General features: G+C 73.2%; 11 protein-coding genes. All 11 read left to right on the top strand.

The genetic code is table 11. The features are described from left to right. Positions 1–12 precede the first annotated feature (12 nt). The 11 genes from ACQ614_RS02230 to ACQ614_RS02180 all read left to right on the top strand — a co-directional run bounded on the left by ACQ614_RS02230 (position 13) and on the right by ACQ614_RS02180 (position 22372). Complete coding sequence (locus ACQ614_RS02230; RefSeq protein WP_431676440.1) at positions 13–342, top strand: hypothetical protein; 330 nt, start codon at positions 13–15, stop codon at positions 340–342. Positions 343–400: 58 nt separating this feature from the next. Beyond that, positions 401–691, top strand: coding sequence for a hypothetical protein (locus ACQ614_RS02225; RefSeq protein ID WP_431676439.1), 291 nt, complete (start codon positions 401–403; stop codon positions 689–691). A 51-nt stretch (positions 692–742) separates the two neighbouring features. After that, positions 743–1135 carry a hypothetical protein gene (locus tag ACQ614_RS02220; protein ID WP_431676438.1) on the top strand — a complete coding sequence of 131 codons (393 nt, stop codon included), beginning with the start codon at positions 743–745 and terminating at the stop codon, positions 1133–1135. Between the two features lie 71 nt (positions 1136–1206). Continuing rightward, complete coding sequence (locus ACQ614_RS02215) at positions 1207–3285, top strand: hypothetical protein (RefSeq protein WP_431676437.1); 2079 nt, start codon at positions 1207–1209, stop codon at positions 3283–3285. A 74-nt stretch (positions 3286–3359) separates the two neighbouring features. Next, positions 3360–3827: a YbaB/EbfC family nucleoid-associated protein gene (locus tag ACQ614_RS02210; RefSeq protein ID WP_431676436.1), complete on the top strand. Its 468-nt coding sequence runs from the start codon at positions 3360–3362 to the stop codon at positions 3825–3827. After that, positions 3820–4122 carry a hypothetical protein gene (locus tag ACQ614_RS02205; RefSeq protein ID WP_431676435.1) on the top strand — a complete coding sequence of 101 codons (303 nt, stop codon included), beginning with the start codon at positions 3820–3822 and terminating at the stop codon, positions 4120–4122. The genes ACQ614_RS02210 and ACQ614_RS02205 overlap by 8 nt, the downstream gene beginning before the upstream one ends. A 112-nt stretch (positions 4123–4234) precedes the next feature. Continuing rightward, positions 4235–15604 (top strand): protein-glutamine glutaminase family protein, encoded by an 11370-nt coding sequence (locus ACQ614_RS02200; RefSeq protein ID WP_431676434.1) that lies wholly within the window; start codon positions 4235–4237, stop codon positions 15602–15604. 76 nt (positions 15605–15680) lie between these two features. Continuing rightward, entirely contained in the window at positions 15681–16175 is a 495-nt protein-coding gene (locus ACQ614_RS02195; RefSeq protein WP_431676433.1) for a hypothetical protein, read from the top strand. A 348-nt stretch (positions 16176–16523) separates the two neighbouring features. After that, positions 16524–17606 carry a hypothetical protein gene (locus ACQ614_RS02190; RefSeq protein ID WP_431676432.1) on the top strand — a complete coding sequence of 361 codons (1083 nt, stop codon included), beginning with the start codon at positions 16524–16526 and terminating at the stop codon, positions 17604–17606. A 66-nt stretch (positions 17607–17672) separates the two neighbouring features. Next, on the top strand, positions 17673–21065 hold the full coding sequence (locus ACQ614_RS02185) for a right-handed parallel beta-helix repeat-containing protein (protein WP_431676431.1): 3393 nt from the start codon (positions 17673–17675) through the stop codon (positions 21063–21065). After that, positions 21062–22372: a S8 family serine peptidase gene (locus tag ACQ614_RS02180; protein WP_431676430.1), complete on the top strand. Its 1311-nt coding sequence runs from the start codon at positions 21062–21064 to the stop codon at positions 22370–22372. The genes ACQ614_RS02185 and ACQ614_RS02180 overlap by 4 nt, the downstream gene beginning before the upstream one ends. Positions 22373–22452: the final 80 nt, after the last annotated feature.

Genomic DNA, 22452 nt, shown 5'->3' with positions numbered 1-22452 from the left:
AGAGGAGCCGTAGTGACTCTGGAGATCAACGACGAGGCCGTCCGGAGTGTCCTGAACACGCTGGCCGTCCACATGGAGGCGATGAGGGCGGCCAGCAGGCAGGTCGGGGGTATCAAGACGGAGATCGAACAGCACTTCGTGGCCGCCTGCAGCACCTCCTACCAGCAGCGGATCACCAACTGGGAAGAGCGCTACGGAAAGCTCCAGCAGTCCTACGCCGACTTCTGCGGCCGCCTGCAGCAGGGGAAGCAGATGATCGACGCCGCCCACGGGGAGGCCCTCGACCTGAGTACGGGCACCGGCCCCGGCAGCCACGTCTACCACACCCTCAACCCCCGGTGAACCCAGCCGTGCCCGGGGCCCGCACGGTGCGGTTCCCGACCCGAAGGAAGGACGGACCATGGCAGACATCAAGCTGAACCACGCCAACATCGACCAGGCGGCCGACGACCTCGAACGGTCCTCCCGCGACCTCCACTCCGCCGTGGACGACTGCATGACCCTGGTGCGGAACGCCCAGCAGGATCTCCAGGGCGACCTGAAGAACGCGGCCGCCGACTTCCACCTCCAGCTGAGCACGCTCGACGGCGACATGACGCGCGAGCTCAACGCGGCGGTGGCGGCCCTGCGCGAGATGCACGGGCTGCTGCGCGACGCCGACGTCCGCGCCGGCCGCACCATCGCGTCGTGACGGTGCCGACGCCGGGCCGGCCCGGCGCATTGACCGGGGAGGTGTGGGCGGATGGTTGACGAGGAGCACCTCCTCAAGGTCACGGACGAGGACCTGAAGAGGTTCGCGAACCAGGAGATCGCGGACTTCCTGGCCTCGTACGCCGACCCGAGCATCCTGGCCGTCAAACGGTTCGCCGACAGCAAGGACGGCAGGGCCCTGCTGACGGGCAGCGGCACGCTGGGCGACGACGCCCTGCTGCGCTCCGGCTTCGGGACGATGTGCGCCACCCTCGACAAGATGCTCGAACAGTTCAAGGGACAGATGGTCAAGGCGCAGGCCGACCTCTGGGCGGTGGACTCCGAGTTCCAGAAGGGCCACGACGACGCCCTGACCACCGCGGAGATGCTGCGCATCCTCCAGGGCCTGACCACCACCACCCCGACGGAGAAACCCGGCGGTTGACGCCGGCAGCCGGCCCGGCGGAGGCGGAGCCCCCGCCGACGCCGGTGCACCGATGGAAAGGAGCGTGCCCCGTGGCAATCGGGGACGACTGGCACAAGGCGCTGTCCACCTTCTCGGACGAGCCACCGGTCTTCGCCCACCAGGTCGCGGGGACCTCCTCCGACCCGTGGATCCGCGGGGACGTCCACGTCCAGATGGACGTCGTCGACGTGCCCGAGTACGACCGCGACGTCGTGTGCTGGCTGCCGTACACGAAGGGGTCCGGCCAGCAGCTGTACTGCGTCGTGTCGTTCAACGTCGACTACGCGAAGCTGGAGGCTACGGACGGCGTCTTCCACAAGTTCGTCCACCAGCCCGGCGACACGCTCTACCCGTTGCTGCTCTCGCCCGGCCGGAACAAGGTGGTGTCGGTCGACAGCTTCCGCGAGGCCGCCGAGGCGCTCGACGGCCTGGTCGCCTGGCTGGACACCTCCCGGGCGACGGTCAGGCGGTGGGTCGACGGGTTCGGCGAGGAGGACGCGAACTGGCAGGGCAGTGCGGCCAACGCGTTCCGCGCCTACCTCAACGCCTTCGGTCTGGAGATCGACAAGCTCCGGCTCCAGCTCCTCAACCGGGACACCGCCGGCGAGCCGGAGTCCGGGGGACGCAGGAGCCGGGTCGGGGAGTCGCTGGACCTCAGCCGGGAGCAGCTCCTCACCACCATGAAGGCCGCCGTCACCGCGGCCGAGGCGTGGCGCAACGACCCGGCCGGCCTCGGCATCGCCTGGCCCCGGAACTGCGCCTTCTACGCGCTCCTGCTGGACCTGGGCGCCGCGACGTTCGAGGGCGACACCATCTCCACGCCGCTCGGCCTGAGCACCACGGACACCGCGGGCTACCGGACCAGGCTGGACGCGGATGCCAAGCGCATCTGGAACATCGGGGTCTCGGCGCTGCTGGACGCCCCGGTCGTGTCGCCGACCGGGGCGCTGGCCGCGGCCTACCGGGCGACGACCGCGATGCTCGGCCTCTCGGAGGTCTCCCTGCAGATGCCCCCGGCCCCCGTACCCACCAAGGACGGGCCCAAGGACGACCCGAAGGGCGGCCCGAAGGACGGACCCAAGGACGACCCGAAGGGCGGCCCGAAGGACGGACCCAAGAACGATCCCAACAGCCTGCTGAACGGCGGCGGCGGACCGGGCGGCAGGTCACTGCTGGACGGAGGCACCAAGACCGGCGGTGGAACCGGCGGCCCCGGTGGACTCGGTCCGGGCGGACTCGGCCCCGGCGGGGTGCTCGGGCCCGGCGGAATCAACGGCCCCGGCGGCAACGGCGCCGGCACCCCGGTTTTGGACAAGGACGGCAAACCGGTGCTGGATGCCGAGGGCAAGCCGGTACTGCTCCCGCCGGGCGGCTACATCGGCGCCGGCGGACGGCTGTACGACGGCAACGGCAGGCCCGTCCTGAAGAACGGCAAACCGGTCGTCGTTCCCGAGGGCTCGAAGGCCGCACCGGGCGCGGGCGGCCCGTTGGGCGGCAACGCCAAGGTCCCGGCCGGGTCGACCGTCCGGCCCGACGGCACCGTCGTCGACCCGAACGGCAGGACGGTCCTCGACTCCTACGGGAACCCGGTGGTGCTCGGCAAGGGCGACACCGTCGCCAAGGACGGCACCCTGCTCGATTCGAACGGCAAACCGATCTCCGAGCAGACCCAGCGGCTGGCCAACCAGCGCCACGTGCTCGACTCGCTGTCCACCGTCGTGCGGCCGCCGACCGGCAGCTCGGCGGCCAACGGGGTGCTCGGAGTTTCGGCCGGGAGCCTGCCGCTCCCCGGGCTCCCGGGCGGGCGCCTGACCGGGACGGGCACCGCTCTGGGCGGCCGGCCGCTGGAGATCCCCGGGAGCTCCGTGAACGGCCGGCCGACCGTGGACCTCGCGGCCGAGCGCGGCCTGTCGGCCCAGAAGGCGTCGGCCGCCGAGGAGGCCGTGCTGCGGGGCCGATCGGTGGCGACCACCGGCGGCACCGGCGCCCCGATGGTGCCCCCGATGGGCGGTGCCGGCATGGGAGCCGGGCCCGGCGAGAAGGAGCGCCGGCGGACCACGTGGCTGGCCGAGGACGAAGAGGTGTGGGGCACCGACACCGGCGCGGTCAGCGGTGTGATCGGTCGCTGACGGCCGACCCGGCCCCGCCACCGCCGCACCACGACCTGCACGTACGGAAGCACGGAAGTACAGGAGAGGGAGAGATGACGTCCTCGTTCGCGGAACAGCTCGAACAGGCGATGGCTGCCCTGGCCGACCAACAGGCCCGGATGTCGGAGGCGGTACGGGAGTTGCAGGCGGCCACGGCCTCGGCGACCTCCGGGGACCGGATGGTGACCGCGAAGGTGGGACCGCAGGGGGAGGTCCTCGCACTGACCTTCCACACCACCGCGTACCGGTCGATGGCCCCGGCCCAGCTGGGCGCCGTCCTGGCCGACGTCCTGAACGAGGCCAGGGCGCGGATGGGCGACCGGGTGGCCGCCTCCCTGCGGGCGTTCGACGGGGTGGGGGAGACGCTCCGGGTCTCGCTGACGGGGGAGGACGACCTGCTCGCACCGGCGGGCGGCCTCGACCTGGACGGGTTGCTGGCGCCGCTGACCGCGATGCGCCCCGGCGCGGAAGCACCGGCGCACAAGGGCGGCCGCACCAAGCAGGCGGAGTTCGATGGCTAGCCAACTGAAGAAGCTGACGGACCTGAAGCGGGCGTTCGTCGACTTCGAGGACATGTCCGAGCTCGTCGGCCGGGTCAAGACCCGGGTCGACGATATCAACCGACGGAACGTCACCGCGGCCGGCGACGACGAGATCGGCAAGCAGTACCACGAACAGGCGGACAAGCCGACGGCCGCCCTCACCACGCTGGTGACCGCAGTCCGGGACCGGCTGAAGTCGATCGGGACGGCCGGCCAGGACGCCGCGGACATGTTCGACGCCGCGGACCAGGACGCCAACGACCTGGTGAAGTGATCTGCCGGACGCCTCCCGCCCGGGCCCGCGAACCCCCGCGCCGGGCGCCGCCCCGCCTCCCCGTACGCACCCACCTACCCTCTTCACGGCCGCAGCCCCGGAGGCACCCGCCATGCCCCATTCCTCGCTCCAAGTGCCCCCCGGGGTCGCGCAGTTCTTCACGGTCGTCACCGGCATGCCCTGGCCGAAGTCGGACGAGGGCGGACTCCGCGACGTGCGCGACGACTACCAGGCACTGGCCGAGGAACTGCCGAAGCTCCGGCAGTACATCGCGGACCTGGTCGGGGTCTGCCGCAGCCGGTTCGAGGGCGAGGCCGCCGATGCGTTCGTCCGGGAGATGGGCCGCTTCATCGGTGCGGACGGGGACGAGGACTTCCTGACCACGGCCGGGAAGATGTGCGCGGAGCTCGCCGCCTTCGCGGGCAAGGTCGCCAACAGCGTCGAGTACACGAAGTGGATGGCGATCGGCCAGCTGGTGCAACTGCTGTTCGAGATCGCCCTCGCGATCTTCTGGGCCCCGTTCACCGGCGGCGCCTCCCTGCTGGCGGCGGCGGGCGCGAAACTGGTGGTGCGCGAGATCCTGCTCAACCTGCTCAAGAAGCTGCTGCAGCTGATCCTCACTCACACCTTCTTCGGCATCGTGGGCGGTCTGGCGCTGGACGCGATCATCCAGGGGGTCCAGTTCGGCCAGGGCAACCGGACGGAGTGGGACAAGGAGGCGACCAGGCAGGCGGCGATCTTCGGCACGCTCGGCGGTCTGATCGGCGGCCCGCTGCAACTGCTCGGCATGGGGCTCGCCAAGCTGTTCGGCTCGGGGCTCGGCAAGCTGTTCGTGTCACGCCCGCTCGGCGCCGCACTCACCGGCGGGGCCAAGGAACTGCCGGGTTCCGCCCTCACCACCACCGTCAAACGGTCCGGCACGACCGTCGGCCGCGAGCTCGGCGAGTCCTCGGCGGTCGGCCTGGCGGGCGGGATCGACGGCCTCCTGCGGGAGTACGGCGGGTTCCTCGCGAAGGGCTTCGGGACGGGCCGGGGAGCAGGCCTGGCCGGGCGCGGCTTCGTCGAGCGGTTCGAGACCGTCTTCGAGAAACACCTCGCCGCGGACCTGGGGGCGAACACCGCCCGCACGCTGGGCCGGGAGATCGGCGAGGCGTTCACCCGGCACTGGGCGAAGTCGCCGGAGAGCCGCGAGGCCTTCGGCCACGCGCTGAAGAAGCTGCTGGACAACCCCGCGGCCGTCCCGCCGCAACTGCGGGCACTGGCCGACCGGCTGCCCGAACTCGTCGGCCGGGCCGAGAAGATGAACACGGCCTTCCTCGTCGGCCACGCCCTCGGCGAGATGGTCCAGAGCGGCGCCAACAACATGCTGAGCGAGGGCTTCTACAACCTGATCTGGGGCCCGAACCACGAATTCACCACCAGCGGCGCGAGCTTCCTCGGCGGCTTCCTGATGGGCGGGATGAACCACCTGGGGCACTTCGCCGCCTCCCCGCTGATGACCCGCTACCGCGACTTCGTCATCGGGCTCCAGCACCAGGGCGTGACCGCAGACCAGAGCAAGTACTTCGGTCCCCTCCATCCGCTCACGCTGCTGTCGGTGGCATCGAACCTCGCCGGCCACAACGCGCCGTTCCCGGTGCCCAGGCTCGGCGCCCACGTCCCGCTCGAGTCCGACGGCGCGTCGGTCCGTACGGGCGGTGGCGGCACCGCCTCGATCCGGACGGCCTCCGAAACGCTCACCGGCTCCGGTACGGGCACCGCACCGCCCACAGCCCCCTCCCTGCGGACGGAGAGCGGACCGGGCACCCCGAACGCCGAGGGCAGGACCAGCTGGAACTCCTCGGTGGACGGGAAGCCGGATCCGGCGCCGCACACCGGGTCCGGCCCGTCCCCGGACCCGTCCGCCCCGGCGGGAAGCCGGCCCGGGCCGACGGTCACGGCAACCGCGGACCACGTGCCCGTGCCGGTCCCCGAGCCCCGGGAGACGCACGACCGGGAGACGCACGACCAAGGGATGCACGGCCGGCAGGAACCGACGCCCCGGGAGTCCCCGGACCACCCGGGCCCCGGGAACACCACCCCTTCCGGCCGCACTCACGACTACGTGGAGCCGCCCCCGCACACCGGCGCGGACGACCCCCGCCGCGCCGACTGGCAGGACGCCCAGCGCAGGCTCCAGGACACCTACGACGCCCTCCTCACGGACACCGCACCCGACCACGGCACCACACCGGACCCGGACACCGCACCCTCCACGGTCCACGTCGTCGACCCCGAAGCGGACCGACGGCTGCGGCGGGCGTTCGACACCGGCCCGGCCCGCCTGCGCGACGGATGGCAGCCCGACAACCCCGTCTTCCGGCGCGCCACCGACCTCCTCCACAGCGAACTCGCGACCCGCCCCGAGGCCCGGCGCGAGATCCTCGACGGCATCGACGACCTGGTCGCGCTGGCCGCCGCCCGCCAGCTCGCCGCCGACACCGCCGCCCGCCGCTTCGACCAGGTCTTCGACACCTGGGCGGACCGCGCCGGCGCCGACCTCGCCCACGAGATCGGCACGGAGGCCGGGCCGGACGCCCTGTCCCCGATCCGCCGCGAACTGGCCGCCCGCTTCCGGGAAGAGGCGGAGCACGACATCGCCCAGCTCTTCCCGACCAGGGCGGACGTCACCCCCGACCGGATCGCGCGCGCCCGCGAGGCCCTCGACCGCCGGGCCGACCACCTCGCCCGGGAACTCGAGAGCCGGACCGCCACGGCCGCGGCCGTCCACCGGCTCACCACGGTGGTCGAGCAGCGGGCCGGCAGCGCGTGGCGGGGCGAACTCTCCGAGCGGGACGCCCGTCTGCTGGAGGTGACCGGAGCCGACAACGACTCCCCGCTGTCCCGGGCAGGCCTCGACTCGGTCGCGGCGAAGGTGCGCGACCGGCTTCGGTCCGTCCTCGACAGCAGCGTGACACAACTGCCCGACACCGGAACGGAGACGGACCCGCGCCGCTCCCGCACGGACGAGGACGGCGGCGACACCGTCGACCTGCTCGCGGACCTGCCGCACCGGTTCGCCGTGGAAGCCGCCCGCGAGGCCACCGCGCAGCGGATCGCCGAGGCCGTGCGGACGGCCGTCGACGACTGGACGGACGGCATGCCCGCCGGGCTCGGCGACCGCTCGGCAGACGTCTTCGGCCTGGACGCCTCCCGGATCTCCGCCCACGCCGAAGCCGTCACCAAGCTGCTCACCGACCGGGCGGACACCCTGCTGGACCGGCACGACGACCCGGACAGCGGCGCGTACCCGCTGAAGCGCGCCCTCGACCGCCTGGTCGAGCCCGAGCGGATCCACCGCATGCTGGCCCTGCACACCGCCCGTGAGCACCTGTCGGAGCAGGCCGGACAGACCGCCCACGACCGCGCCCGGGCCCGCACCGACCTCACCGCCGCCGCTGCGGAACGCCTCCGCGAGGGGCACGCCGCACGCGTCCGGGACGCCTTCGACGAGGCGTTCGCCGATCCCGACGCGCTGCGCCCGTACGGTCTGCCGGAACGCCTGGAGCAGTGGCAGCGCACCCGCGAGCGGCTCGACCGCGAACTCGACGCGCACCTCGACTTCGAGGCCGCCGTACTGCCCGCCCTGCGGAGGGCCTCCGACGGCTTCGACGAACTCGCCGGGGGCCGTCCGGTGGCCGCGGAGCGGATCGCCGCCCTCAAGCGGGCCTACGGCCGGGACTTCTTCGACGCCTACCACCGCGCCTGGGGCCCGGAGGGCCTCGACGGCGACCGCTGGCGCGCCCACGAGGAGCAGCACGAGGGGGTGTTCACCGAGCGCAGCCGGGGCAGCGACACGACCGGCCCCGACCTCACCGGGCCCGACCTCGTCAGGCCCGACGCGACCGGCGTGCGCCTGCTGACCCACCGGCCGGACACCGTCGACGTACTCCCGGACAGCGGAACCGGGGAGTCCGTACGCCCGCTGTCCGACTTCGCGGCCGGCCTGCGGGGGCTCTGGCTGCCGGATCCCGCCGCGCCGCCGGCGGCGCGGCACGAGACGGAGAGCGCGCTGGCGCGCTTCCCGCAGGACGACGGACGCTACGTGGTGGCGGTGCACGCGGGCCCGGACGGGCTGCCGCGGCGGGGCGGGGAGACCGTCCGGCCGGAGGACATGGCCGAACTGCTGGCCACGGCGAAGGAGGAGGGGGCCTGGAACGGCACGGACGAGCTGCTGTTCGTGGCGTGCAATCTGGCCCGGGGCCTGGATTCGGCGTACGTGCCGGAGGTGATGCGCCTGCTGGGCGAGCGAGGGCTGGGCACGACGGCGCTGGCGCCCGACCGCGCCGTCTGGTTCGTGCCCGCGGCCGGACCCGACGGACGCCCCACGGCGACCGGCCGCGGCCACCTGGTCGTCACCTCCCGGGCCGGGGTCGACGCCCGGGGCCGGATCGTCGTCGAGCCGGGCGGCGACTGGATCCAGTACACCCGCTCCGCCGACGGCACGCCCGACATCCTGCTCCCCGCCCGCGGCCCCTACCTCCCGCCGGCGGGCAGCCCGGCCCGCACCCTGCCGGAGCACGTCCGCGAGGCCGACCAGAACGAGATCGTCGCCCGATTGGACGGTGCGATTCCGTTCAGCCCCCCGCCACCCCCGCCCCCACCGCCCGGGCAGACTTCCTCACCCGCGTCGGGGCCGGCACCCTTCGCATGGTCGGAGGAGAGCGAGCAGCAGGTGCGCGCCGCCGTGACGGAGCACCTCGACACCGCTCCCACCTCCGGCAGCACCGCTCCGAACGTGCAGGAGATCGATCGCGTTCGGGGCAACGGACTGCTGAGCCGGTACACACGGGTGAGCCTGGTCGACTTCGGGTCGCCCGGGACGGGTCACCAGGTCGCCCACCTGCGGGTGCTCGACGGGCTCGCCGAGGTCGGCTACCGGGGTGAGGTACATCTGTCGTTCTCACGCGGGAAGGCCCTGTTCTACGCCACGCACCTGGGTCGCGAGGCCGACATCCACCACCCTGAGCGCTCCTACGGATTGTTCCACCAGCGATGGGTGGGGCAGTACCGGGGCCTCGAGGTCGTTGCGCACCCGGTGGGTGATTCCCCCGCCGTCCGCCTCACGCCCATCGAGAAGGAGCTCGTCGGCGGCGGGACCGTCCCGCATGATCAGCAGGTCGAGCGGTACTGGAAGAACCTCGGCTGGCCAGGCGCCCGCCCGGCTGACGGCCTCGTGGCGGACATGAACCTGCCGACCCACCAACGGCGACGCTACACAGCCGGGTTGGCGGACACACAGAGCGAATTCATGCACCAGGTGACGAGCCTGGACAACCTCGATCGGCCGGCCCACCCTAGACACCTGCTGGATGTTCTCGAGCCGTCCGCCCCGGCCGATCCGGTACCGCACCGGACACTGACCGTCTTCGCGGCTCTCGACAGCCCGTATTCATCCCCCGAACAACAGGCGGGCTACTTCACAGAGATCCATCTCGAGACCCACATCAGGGAGATGACGGGGGAGCAGCAGTCGCACCTCCTGGTGCTCCAACCGTTCTTGTGGGAGAAGTACCCGAGGGAGATCAGGCTCAGGACCGAAGGGGATGTTACGGCTTCACCCCTCTGGCCGGATTCCGATCGCAACCGGTTCGCCGCGTACCCGTGGGTCCCCCGGGCGGAGCCGCAGGACCTCATGGCGGTGGTGGAGGCCAACTGGCGGGAGGAGACGGGCGCGCCCGTGGGCGACACCGCCGCTCCCGTCTCTCCCCAGCAGGTCGGCCGACTGCTCGAGCGGGCAAGGGACGGTGAGATCCGGCTGGTCACCGCCTATTACGGCCAGAGCGACAATGACACCACCACGCATGACGCCATGTTCGAGCGAGTGGGCAGGGCACTGCGGGCCATGCCGGCGACCGTCCCCAACGTACTGGTCCTGCTCGGGGCGCAGCATCCGACGAACGCCGGCGACAGTGCCCTGGCCGGACTCGAGACCCTCGCACCGGGGAGCCTCGTCGAACTGCGTCTGGGGCGTGTTGCACCGCCGGTGATGGAGCTGTTCCAGCGGTACTCGAGGCTCGTCGTCACCGAAGGCGCCAACACCTGGCAGGAGATCCTCGCCCTCGGAACACCCGGTATCTCTCCCCGCGAGGGCGGGGAGACCCGGCCCTGGGAGAGGCGGTTCGAAGGCCCCGGGGCGGCGGGCGGGGATCGCATACTTGCGGCCTCACGGGCACTGCAGGGCGGCACTCCCCAGGACATCGTGACGCTGACCGGCTTCATCGAGGAGGTGGAGAACGGGAACGGGGCGATCGGTCCGTACGTACAGGCGTGGAGAACCGCTCTCCTCGACCCCGCCAACGACCAGTTCCGCCAGGCGCTGGACGCGATCTTCGAGCTCACGCCGATGCAGGAGGCCCAGCACTTCGGACCCCCGCCCGGACCGGCGCCCACCCAGGTGACGCTGCCCCCGTCGGCCGACCGCCGGACGGAGCTGCGCAACGCGATCGTCCGGGACGGCACCTCCGGCGCCCACTGGCTGGACGACCCGGCGGCCCCGCCGGACGCCAGGCGGCGGACCGCCGACAGCGTCGCCCGGTTCCCGGTGGACGACCGCTTCCTCACCCTGGCCGTGCACACCGGTGCCGACGGCGTGCCGCGCTGGCGCGACACGCCGGTGACCCCGGGCGAACTCGCCGACGTCCTGGTCTCGCTGCACGAGGAGGGGGTCTGGGACGGCGTCAAACCGCTGCAGCTGGCGGCCTGCTGGACGGCCCGCGAGGGCGGCGACTCCTATGCGGCCGACGTACTCCGGGCACTGCACCACCGGCTTCCCGGCCTGAATCCGGAGGTGTACGCCCCCAGCGGCCTGCTCTGGTTCGCTCCCGGCGCACGGGCGCCGTTCGAGAGCGAGCCGACCGGACCCGGGCACCTCGTGGTCGGCAAACAGCCCGGATTCGACCGGCACGGCCGGCCCGTCCTGGTCGAGGACGGCTCCTGGATGCACCTCTCCCTCCCGAAGGACGCCGGAACGGCAGCCGCACCGGAGGTCCGCCGACTCGGCGCCCACCTGCCGGTTGGCACGGGCCTGCCGCCGACCTCGGCCGACGCCCCGCCCGGTTTCACGGTGCTGCGAGACGGCCCGCGGAGGGGGCCGGAGACCGTTGCGGACGAGGACGCGGTCGCGTTCACCGATGAGAGGCCGGGCGGTTCGCGCCGACGGCGGGAGGGCGACGACGAGCAGTCGGGGGGACAGGACAAACGCGGCCGGTTCCAGCCGGACGATTCCTCGGACGCCGAAATGCGGTCCGAGGACGAGGACGACAGCAGCGACGACAGCGACGACAGCAGTGACGACAGCAGCGAGGACAACAGCGACGACAACAGCGACGACAGCGGGTCGGAGCTCTACGAGCAGTACCTGTCGCGGGTGTCCCGCCACCTGAATGCGGTCGGCGTGCGGCGCGAGGAGCTCGCCCTGCTCGAGGAGAGCGGCGCGGACGTCGATCAGGACCGGAAAACGACGCTCGACAAGCTCCACACCGCGTTCGGCATGATCCACGGCCTCGGGCTCATCCGTTCGCCGCACACCGTGACCGAGCTGCTCCCCTTCGTGACGGATAGGATCTTCGGCAAGGTCGATCGCCCTATGCTGCTGAACCACCAGCAGTCACTTTCCACGGGATCGACCGCACCGCTGGCGACCGAGCACTTCCGGGCACTGCACACCGCTGTGATGGCCCGCTACGATCCCGACGGCGGCCCGCTCGACGCGAACTGCGAGTTCCGGGCGCACGCTGTTGCCGAGTTGCTTCACGCGGTGCACCTGCAGGCCGGTCGGCACAGCGTCTTCAAGATCTGGGCCTACCCGGAGCAGGCGGGTCAGACGCTGAACCTGGAGCACAACTGGCAGCACCATGTCGCCGTCCTGGTCCGCACCACGGACGGGGACCGGGTGATCGACCCGCTGCTCTTCCCGAACGAGCCGGTCACCGTGGAGCAGTGGTCCGACTCCGTGTCCTCCGGCGGGCAGACGCCGTTGCGCACGAGCACGCTTCCGTGGGAGTTCCTCGGCCGCCCGAACCTGATGACCGGCCGGGCCGACGCGGGCAGCATTGTTACCGTCGACGGGTCGACCAGGGCGGCGATCGACAACTGGAAGCGCCCGGCCGGCGGAAACCCGGGCGGGGACACGGACATGACCCCGATGGGCGACGTACATCCCTTCGGGGAGACCGACCCGCACACCACCGGGGAGCCCACCACGGCCGACCTGATCGAGCTGGTGCTCTCCGGCCGGCCGACGCCGTCGGAGACCCAGCCCCACCTGCCCGGCCCGCCCGACGGCCGCAAGCGCCGTGCGGTGCCCGACGACGAAGCGGACGTCCCGGTGACCGCCGGCCACCCGGAGGCACCGCCGGCCAAGCGCCACCACGGCACGGGCCGTGACGCCACCCCGCTGGTGGACCGCGGGGCGTTCGCGCCCACGCCGGAACAGCACCGGGCCCTGCTGGAGCACCTGGCGGCCGCGCAGGCCGGGCCGGGAGCCGTACCGAGGCCCACCCCGGAACTGCTCGCCCGCCTCAACCCGACGGGGGACACCGCCAACTGCCTGGACGCCAACCTGGCGCTGTGGGACACCCTGGACGGCGACCCGCACCCCGCCGGCACCCGGATCGACGGCCTGCCCGAGCGGGACGGGGTCTGGGAGCTGTCCCGGCGGGTCGGCCCCGCCTGGCACTACGGCACCGGCGCCGAGGGACTGCGGGCGGTCGCCGACCTCGTCCGCAGCGGAGGGCCGGGCAGCCGGGCCCTGGTGCTCACCGCCGAGCAGGGCCGGATCGGCCACGCGTACACGCTGCTGCACACCGACACGGGGGACCTGCTCCTCGTCGACCCGCAGCAGCACACGGTGGTGCCGCTCGACGCGGCGTCCGCCCCCGCCGACGGTGCGAGCGTCTGGGCGTACGTCGAGGACACCCGACGCGACCAGTTGCGCGGTGACGGACACTATGACGAATCGCTCTACTGGGACCGGGAGACCGGTTCGCCGAGCCTCGTCTTCGGAATGGCCGCCCCGGAGAAGCTGTTCGCCCACACGTCCTTCTTCGAGCATCCCGCATGGAAGGAACGGGCGGAGGAGTTCGAGAAACAGATCGGCGCGTACGCCCTCCGTCTCGCGCGGCAGGAAGGGTCCGCCGTCTCGCAGGCACTCCACCACCTGCGCAGCGTGCTCAAGGCCTACTACGACGAAGCCTGGAACGACGGTATCCACCTCCGGGAGGTTTTCACCCATGACGATGTGACCAGCGCCGGTCAGATCCGGCACTCCAGGCTCACCGCCGAGGACATCACCAAGATGATGACCCTCGGGAATCCCCGTGAGCAGTACACCGCCTTCTACAACGCCGCCTACTACCAGTCCGGCAAACCCAACGGCTTCACGGGCGGGGTCGGCAACCTGAAGGTACTGCTGCAGGAGCTGTTCAAGCAGAGCGACCTGCACACCGCCCGGGAACTGGGCCTCGACGTGGAACGGCTCCAGCCGTACCGCGACCAGCTCGACGGGATGATGCGCAAGGCCGTCCAGGGCGCCCTGACCCTGGTCTCGGAACGCCAGGCGGGGAACTACGCGCCCGACCCGTTCGCGCTGGGCAACCTGCTGCGGCTCAGCGACAAGCCGTTCGCCAACACCGAGGAACTCGCCAGCAGCCAATACATCCGCACGCCGCGCCCGGACGAGATGGTCAGGCCGAACCGGCTGACGCCGGCCCAGCTCCGGCGGGCCGGCGTGGAATTGAGCCGACGCGAGCGTGCTCTGCTCCTGGAGTTCGAGAGGCTCGCGCTGGGGCCGTTCACCGAGCGGAAAGTCCCGCTGGAGGTGGTCCCGTTCAACCCGGACGGCACGCCGAACCGGGCTCTGATCTTCCAACAGTTTCCCGACGTCGCCGACGTGCGGTTCACCACCGCCGGCGCCCCGGACGCCAAGGGCAAGGTCGTGACCACCGAGGTCACGATCGTCTTCAGCGGCATAGTGCTGCAGGGGATGCGGGCGTCGGACCTGCAGCCACTGACCGTTCAGGAGTTGGAGGCGGTCCCGGACGGCTCAGTGCCGCAGAGGGAGGGGCCGGAGTTCCCGCTCGGCTCGATCGAGGGCATCGCCCGCTACCAACTGGACGAAACCGGCAGTTGGTACCGCGACCTCGACAGGCGGGGCATCCCCGTGATCGGCGGACTCTCCGGGACCACGACCCGCATGCTCAGTGCCTTCGACTGGCTGAACGTTCCGGGGGCGCGGCGCGAGGACTTCGTCGCCGGGCTGATCGGCTGGATGCTGCAGCCCGGGGACCACTCCCTCTACGAGATCCTCCGGGGCGCCCAGATCGCGGGCTTCGACGGGATCGATGGCAAGGCCTTCGACCTGACCGACGCAGTGACGATGTACCGGAGCCTCGACGCGCTCGGGCCCGAGTTCAACCGGCCTGCGCTGCGCCGGCTCATGCCCGACGGCGTGCTGCCGCACGAGCGCCTCTATCGTGAGCAACTGTCCGCCGATGGTAAGTACGGTGGCTTCTACGCCCTTAGCGCTGAACAGGTCGACAGGGCAATGAGGTTCTACGAACGTAGGATCCGCGAGGGGCAAGTCAAGCCGAATTCTCACCTGCAGAAGTGGCTGGACGATCACGGCCTCACGGCGCAGCGACTGAGCGAGGAGTTCCCCCCGGCCCACCTGCTGGCCGTCCGCGCCTACACCGGGAGCGACCACCGCCTGATCAACCTGGTGGTGGAGCGCACCCTCGGCACCGGTAGCGGGCTGCCGTTCATCGACACGGTGACCGAGGCGACCCGCTGGGTCCTACAGGAGATGCTCGTGAAGAAACTGGGCGGCGTCCCGTTCGAGGAGCCCAGCCTCTTCTTCAAGAACGAGGACGTGAACAGCCTCATCACCGAGTATCACAAGCAACTGGAGCTGAGAGGACCGGAGTTTACACACGAGCAGCGCAGCGTGATCCGCCAGAAGCTGGACGGCAAGCTCAAGGAACTCCTGCCGACCGTGGTTGCCGAGGCCAAGACGCACGCGACCATGCTGATGGAGGCACTCGGGGTGCTGCCGGCCGTGCGCGAGAGGACCGTCTACCGCGGTGGTTGGGAATGGGGCGGCAGCGGCATCGGCACCGTCCTGGCCGCGTTCCGCGCCAAGGACACCGTCGAGTTCGACACCTTCGCCAGCACCAGCAAAGAGCAGGCCACGGCCCAGGAGTTCCTCGGTAAGGGATCGTTCCCCGACCACGCCCATCGGGTGTTCTACAAGCTGACCCTGAACGGCTTCAACGGACGGGACATCACGCCGTTCTCGTCGAAGCGGAGCGAGGCCGAGGTGCTCCTCCTCCCGGGCGCGCGCTTCAGGGTGACCCGGCGTGAGCTGGTCAAGGACCCGCGCGGCGACACCGCCCGGGACTACGTGCTGGTCGAGGCGGAGGAGATCGCCCCGCGTGACCGGTGAACGCCCGGCGCCGTTCCCGCCGTTCCCCGGACGGGGGCGCCTCGTGGGAGGGGCCGGCAGCGGAGGGAACGGGAACGTGGAGCGGGAAGAACGGGAAGGCGCGGCCGGGGAGTTCCGGCTGGCGGCGGTGTTCGACACGGTGGACCCGGGGCGCGGGCCGGGCTTCGCGCCCGACCGCGCGGCGGTGGCGGACCCCGCGGAGCGGGCGGCACTCGTGGCTCACCTGCGGGCCGGGGCTCCGGTGCTGATGACACCGGCGCTGATGGACGACGTGCTCGACGCCTCGCGGAAGGCCGTCGTCCCGCTGAACTTCCGGACCGACGGCGAGTGGATCTGGACCGACACCGTCACCTACTACCTGGAGGAGTACGCGGTGGCGCCGGAGCCCGGCCTGCTCGCACACCTCCGGGCGGGCGGTGTCCTCGGGCCGGGGCCGGACGCGGAGACGGTCGAGCGGGCGGCGGCCTTCGTCCTCGACCCGCCGGAGCCCGCGGCCCCGGTCTGGCACGTGGACGGTGACGGGCCCGCCGGACAGCAGGGCGGTGAACCGTCCGCGGCGGCCCGTCCGTGACTACGGGAGGGAGGCGCCCGCCGCGGTGAGCCGTGGGCGGGGCCGTCCCTTGCCGAACACCGTCGTCGAGGGCCAGGGGGTCAGGTGGGCAGGGAACGGGACGGCCACGGAGGTCAGCCGGACACGCCGGACGGCGGGGGCTACCAACTGCCGGCCGTGGTGTGGGACGTGGCCGAGGAGGAGGAAGCCCCGGCTGCGGGCGGGACCGTTCCCGTGGGACCGGTGCCGGCGGTCCCCGGGGAGCCGGGAACGGCGGCCACCGGGCCGACGACAACCGCCGTCGCGGGCGCGGTACCCCCGGTCGCGGGGGAGGGCGGCGCGGAGACCGCCGGTGAGGCTCCGGCCCCGGTGGCCGCAGCCCCCGCCGTCGAGGGCCGCCCGGCCGCCGCCACCGGTACCGCCGCCACTGCCGCGGCGACCGCCACCGGCACCGGCGGGGAGCCGGCCGCGCCCGGGGCAGGGGAGGACGGCCCGCGCCGGATCTCCCGTCCGATGATCGCCGCCGCCGCGGTTGCCGGGGTGGTGCTGGTCGGCCTGCCGCCGCTGTTCTCCCGCTTGGGCGGCGACGGTCCCCGGCCGGCCTCGGCAGGCCCGGCCCCGGCCGGGTACACCCAGCAGGACGGCAATGAAGGGTTCGTCCCGGACGTCGATGCGCACGGGAACGTCGGCGGCCCGGCCCCGGCCGCCGGGAACGCCCCGCAGCCGGTGCCGGGCGACGCCGGGACCGCCGGCGGTGCGCCGGGCCTGGCCGCGAACGGCGCCCCGGAACCGGTCGGCCACGGTGGCGCCCCGGCGGGCTCCGGCGGGGCCGCCGTCCAGCCGCACGCCCAGCCGCAGCCGCCGCAACAGCCCCAGCCGTCGGCGCCCGCTCAGCCCCCCGCCCCGCCCGCGCCGCCCGCGAAGGCCGCCCCGCCGACGTACCGGGCCGTGGCCGGCCCCTTCTGCACCGGCGGGCACACCACGACGCAGCAGTACGGCTGGTTCGACGACGGCCAGGCCGGCTGGCGGACCAACACCGGCGGCCACGCCGCCGACGGCTGCAACGGCAAGTACACCTCCGTCCCGATGTCGGGCGCTCCCGACAAGGACGACGGCAACTCGGTCGTCTGGACGTTCAACACCGCCCCCGTCACCACCGGCACCTGCCGGCTGTGGGTCTACGTGCCCAACAGCACCGACCTCAAGGCCGTCGGCGGCGCCCCCACGTACTACACGGTGCAGCGCAAGTCCGCGCCGGGCGTCGGGACGATCGGCTCCTTCACGGTCAACCAGACCGGCAACCGAGGCCGGTGGGTCTCCGTCGGCTCCTACCCGCTCAGCGACGGCAAGATCGCCGTCATGCTGCACAACCGGGGACAGGACTGGAAGGGCGGCACCAAGACGTACGCCCACCACGCCGCCTCCGCCGTCAAGGCGGACTGCACGGGCTGACGCCCACCACCCGGGCCCGTCCCGGCGCCACCGCACCCGGCCACGAACCACGGAGGAGAACGCCCCATGAACCGCCATGTGCTGACGGTCTGTGCGGAGCAGCGCAACGGCGGCTACCGCACGATCGGCGAGGCGCTGGAAGCGGCGCGCAGCGGCGCGGTGATCAGCGTCCGCCCCGGGCGCTACGAGGAGAACCTGGTGGTCACCAAGATGGTGACCATCACCGCCGAGGACGCCCGGGGCAGTGTCCGCGTCGCGCCCCGCCGCGGCCCGGTGGTCCAGGTGGTGGCGGAGGCCGTCCAGCTGACCGGACTGATCCTCCAGGGCCGGGACGAGGAACTGCCCGCCGTCGACGTGCCCAGGGGGCAGGCCGCGCTGGAGGACTGCGAAGTGGCCGGCAACGCCTGGACGGCGGTGCTCACCCGCGGGCAGGGCTCGCTCGCGATGCGCGGCTGCCGGATCGTCAACCCGGCCGGGGCCGGGATCGTGGAGACGTCCGCCGGCACCAGCATCATCGAGGACTGCGTGATCGAACACCTCGGCAGCTCCGCCGTGGTGATCGGCGAACGCGCCGACCCCGTGGTGCGCAACTGCGTCCTGCGGGACGCCCGCGGCAACGGCGTCTGCGTCAACGGCGAGGCGCGCGGCACGATCGAGGGCTGCCGGATCTCCGCCGTCGACAAGCCGGGCATCGCGCTGGAGGAGAACAGCTCCACCCGCGTGCTGCGCACCACCGTCGAGGACGCCCCGGTGGGGATCTTCCTCGCCTCGGCCGCCCGCGTGGCCGTGGAGGACTGCACGGTGATCGCCGCCCGCGGGCACGGCGTGGTGCTCGCCGCCGGCACCGATCCGCACCTGCGGCGCTGCCGGGTCACCCGTGCCAAGGGCAACGGCATCCATGTGACGGCACGCTCCCGGGGCACCTTCGAGGACTGCGAGGTGTCCGGCGCCGAGTCCGCCGGCCTGCTGGTCGAGGAGTCCGCCACCCCCTCCTTCACCCGCACGGCGGTGCGCGACAGCGGCGGTGCCGGCGTCGAACTCGCCGGGGCGAGCGCCCCCGAGTTCGACCGGCTGGAGATCCGCGGCGCGGCGGGCGCCGGGGTGAGCATCCGCGACGGCGCCAACCCGATGCTGTGCCGCCTCGACGTGGCGGACGTGCGCGGCCACGGCGTGGAGGTGCTGCGCGAGGGCCGCGGCCGGCTGGAGGGCGGTGCGCTCGCCGCGACCGGCCGGGCCGCGCTGCGGGTCGCCGACGGCGGCAACATCCAGGTCGGCACGACCGCGGTGCGCGGCGCAGGCGCGGCCGGTGCCGAGGTCGGCCGGGACGGCATCCTCGCGCTGCGCGACTGCGACCTGGCCGGGGCGGCCGCCGACGGTGTGCTGGTCGAGGACGGCGGCGAGCTGACCGCCACCAGGTCCCGGGTGCACGGCAACCGCCGGCACGGCGTCTTCCTCGCCGCCGGCGCCAGGGCCGCCCTCAACGCCTGCGAACTGCTGGACAACACCGTGGACGGCCTGCGGTCGGAGTCCGACGAGCCGGTCCGCGTCACCGACTGCACGGCCGCCGGCAACCGCGGGGCCGGCCTGCGGAGCACCGTCCCCGGCACCCGTCTGGCGGTGGAGAACCTCACCAGCCGGGACAACGCCCGCGCCGACGTCCACGGAACCGCCACCGCGAGCGGCGGAGGTGCCCCGGCGCCCGGCCCCGGCGGTGCCCCCGCGGTCGGGACGGCCCAGGGCGCCCCGATGCCCGAGGGCCCGACCGCGCCCGCCGGTTCGGAGCCGCCCGTCGAGCCCGAAGGCCCGCAGGCGACGCTGGAGGCCCTGGTCGGCCTGGAAGGCGTCAAGGAGCAGGTGGCGACGCTGATCAACCTCGACAAACTGGCCAGGCGACGGCAGCAGGCCGGCATGCCCGCCCTCCCGATGGGCCGCCACCTGGTCTTCGCCGGCCCGCCCGGCACGGGCAAGACCACCGTCGCCCGCCTCTACGGCGCGCTCCTCGCCGAGCTCGGCGTCCTGCGCAGCGGCCACCTCACCGAGGTCGCCCGGGCCGACCTGGTCGCCTCGATCGTCGGAGGCACCGCGATCAAGACCACCGAGGTCTTCCGGGCGGCTCTCGGCGGCGTGCTGTTCATCGACGAGGCGTACACGCTGGCCGCCGGGGCCGGCGGCAGCGGCCCGGACTTCGGACGGGAGGCGGTCGACACCCTCGTCAAACTGATGGAGGACCACCGCGACGACATCGTGGTGATCGCCGCCGGCTACTCCGACGAGATGCGCGACTTCCTCGGCACCAACCCGGGCCTCGCCTCGCGCTTCAGCCGTACCGTCGAGTTCCGCAACTACACCCCGGACGAACTGGTCACCATCACCGGGCACACCGCCGCCCGCCACGGCTACGAGCTGGCCGGCGCCACCCGGGAGGCACTGCGCGGCCACTTCGAGCGGATGCCCCGGGGCGCGGACTTCGGCAACGGCCGGGCGGCCCGCAAGGTGTTCGAGGAGATGGTGGACCGTCAGGCGTCCCGGCTGGCCGGCGTCGGCGAGGTCGCCGACGCCGACCTGGCGCTGCTCCTGCCCGAGGACCTCGGTGACCGGGCCGTCGGCCCGGGCGCCGGGCCGGACCCGGCCGGCGGCCGGGCGGGCCTGCTGGCACAGCTGCGCGGCATGGTCGGCCTGACGGCCGCGAAGGAGCAGGTCGAGGACCTGGTCAACCTGATCGACCAGACCCGCCGACGGCAGGCCGCCGGGCTGCCCACCGCCCGGATCGGCCACCACCTGGTCTTCGCCGGCCCGCCCGGCACCGGCAAGACCACCGTCGCCCGCCTCTACGGCGCGCTCCTCGCCGAACTCGGCGTCCTGCCCGTCGGCCAGCTGGTGGAGACCGCCCGCGCCGACCTGGTCGGGCGCTACGTCGGCCACACCGCCCAGCTCACCCGGGACGCCTTCGAACGCGCCCGCGGCGGTGTGCTGTTCGTCGACGAGGCCTACACCCTCACCCCGCGCAACGGGGCCGGCAACGACTTCGGCCAGGAGGCCGTCGACACGCTGATGAAGCTGATGGAGGACCACCGCGACGAGGTCGTCGTCATCGTCGCCGGCTACCACGAGGAGATGCAGGGCTTCCTCGCCTCCAACCCCGGCCTGGCCTCGCGCTTCTCCCGACACATCGCTTTCGGGCACTACACCCCGGAGGAACTGGTCTCCATCGTCCGGCTCCGGGCGGAGGAGACGGGCTACGTCTGCGCCCCCGAGACCCTGGCCGCGCTCGGCGAGCTCTGCGCCGCCGTCCCCCGGGACCGCAGCTTCGGCAACGGCCGCTTCGCCCGGCAGACACTGGAGGCCATGGTGACCCGTCAGGCCGGGCGGCTCGCCCGGCTGGACGTCGACGACCTGTCCGAGCTCAGCCTGCTGCTGCCCGAGGACATCCCCGGCACGCTGCTCGGGAGCCCGGCGTGACGCGCCGCGGGCGCGCGGCGGCGGCCGCGCTCTGCTGCGCGGTGCTGGCCCAGCCCACCGCGGCACTCGCCGCCCCGGGCGGGCCGTCCGCGGCCGCTTCCCCGGGCGGGGCCGGCACCGGCGCGCTGCCCCCCATCGCCCAGACCACGGGTGCGGCACGGCAGGAGGGCTGCGTGAAGCCCTCCGGGAGCACCACCGACCGGACCCCGTGGGCGCAGATCTTCCTGCGGCCCGAGGCGGCCTGGCCGCTCAGCCGGGGAGCCGGGGTGACCGTGGCGGTGGTCGGCTCCGGGGTCGACGGATCGTCGGGAGCCCTGGACGGCAGACTCGTCCCCGGCCCCCGCCTGCAGGGCACCGGCGGCTCCGACCGGGACTGCGTCGGCCACGGCACCTTCCTGGCCGGACTGATCGCCGCCCGGCAGCGGGACGGCACCGGCTTCGCCGGGATCGCACCCGCGGCGAGGATCCTCGCGGTCGCCGTCACGGACGACACCGGCACCACCACCGCGGCGCTGCTCGCCGCGGGCATCCGCGCCGCCGTCGACGGCGGGGCCGCGGTGGTCGCCGTGGCGGTGCCCGTCGCCGCGGGCAGCACCGAGCTGGCGGCCGCCGTGCGGTACGCCGCCGACCGCGGCGTGCTGGTGGTGGCACCGGCGGCAGCGGACGGGGACACGGGCACGGCGGCCGCCGCAGAGGTGTTCCCGGCGGCGTACCCGGAGGTCCTTGCGGTCTCCGGCATCGGCCCCGGCGGCAGCGCCTCGAACGACAGCGCCTCGAACGGCGGTGCCTCGAACGGGACTGCCCGGCAAGGCGGTTCGGGCGCGGCCCGGATCGACCTGGTCGCCCCCGGCACCGCCATGACGAGCATCGGCCCCGGCGGCCCGGGCCACTTCACCGGCTCGGGCCCCAGCTTCGCCACCGCCGTCGTGGCCGGCACGGCCGCACTCGTCCTCGGCCGCCGACCGGACCTGACCCGCGCCCGCCTCCTCGACCGTCTGAAGGCCACCGCCTACCGCCCCGGCACGACCCTGCCCGATCCGGTCCTCGGCTGGGGAACGGTCGACCCGGTCGCCGCCGTCGGCGTCGAACTGCCGGAGGAGACGGTGCACGGCGGGCCGGGCGGCGCGGCCGGCCGCACTGCGCCGGGTGTCGCCCCCCTGCCGCCGACCGTGCCTGATCCGGCCGGCCGCCAGGCGGTCCTGCTGGCGGGCGGCGTGCTCGCCGCGACCGCCCTGGTCGGCGGTGCGGTGCTCGTGCTCGCGAGGGGCCGGCGCCGCGGTTGGCGGCCCGGCCGCTGGACTGCCTGAGCAGGCCGCCCCGGGCCTGCTCGGGCCTGCTCGGGCCTGCTCGGGCAATGCCGCCGGTGGACCGACCGGACGAACCGCAC

The sequence above is a fragment of the Kitasatospora dryopteridis genome (assembly GCF_050749075.1).
In the GTDB taxonomy this organism is placed as follows: domain Bacteria; phylum Actinomycetota; class Actinomycetes; order Streptomycetales; family Streptomycetaceae; genus Kitasatospora.
The sequence above is the reverse complement of the archived record's forward strand: the minus strand, read 5'-3'. Positions and strand labels throughout refer to the sequence as shown.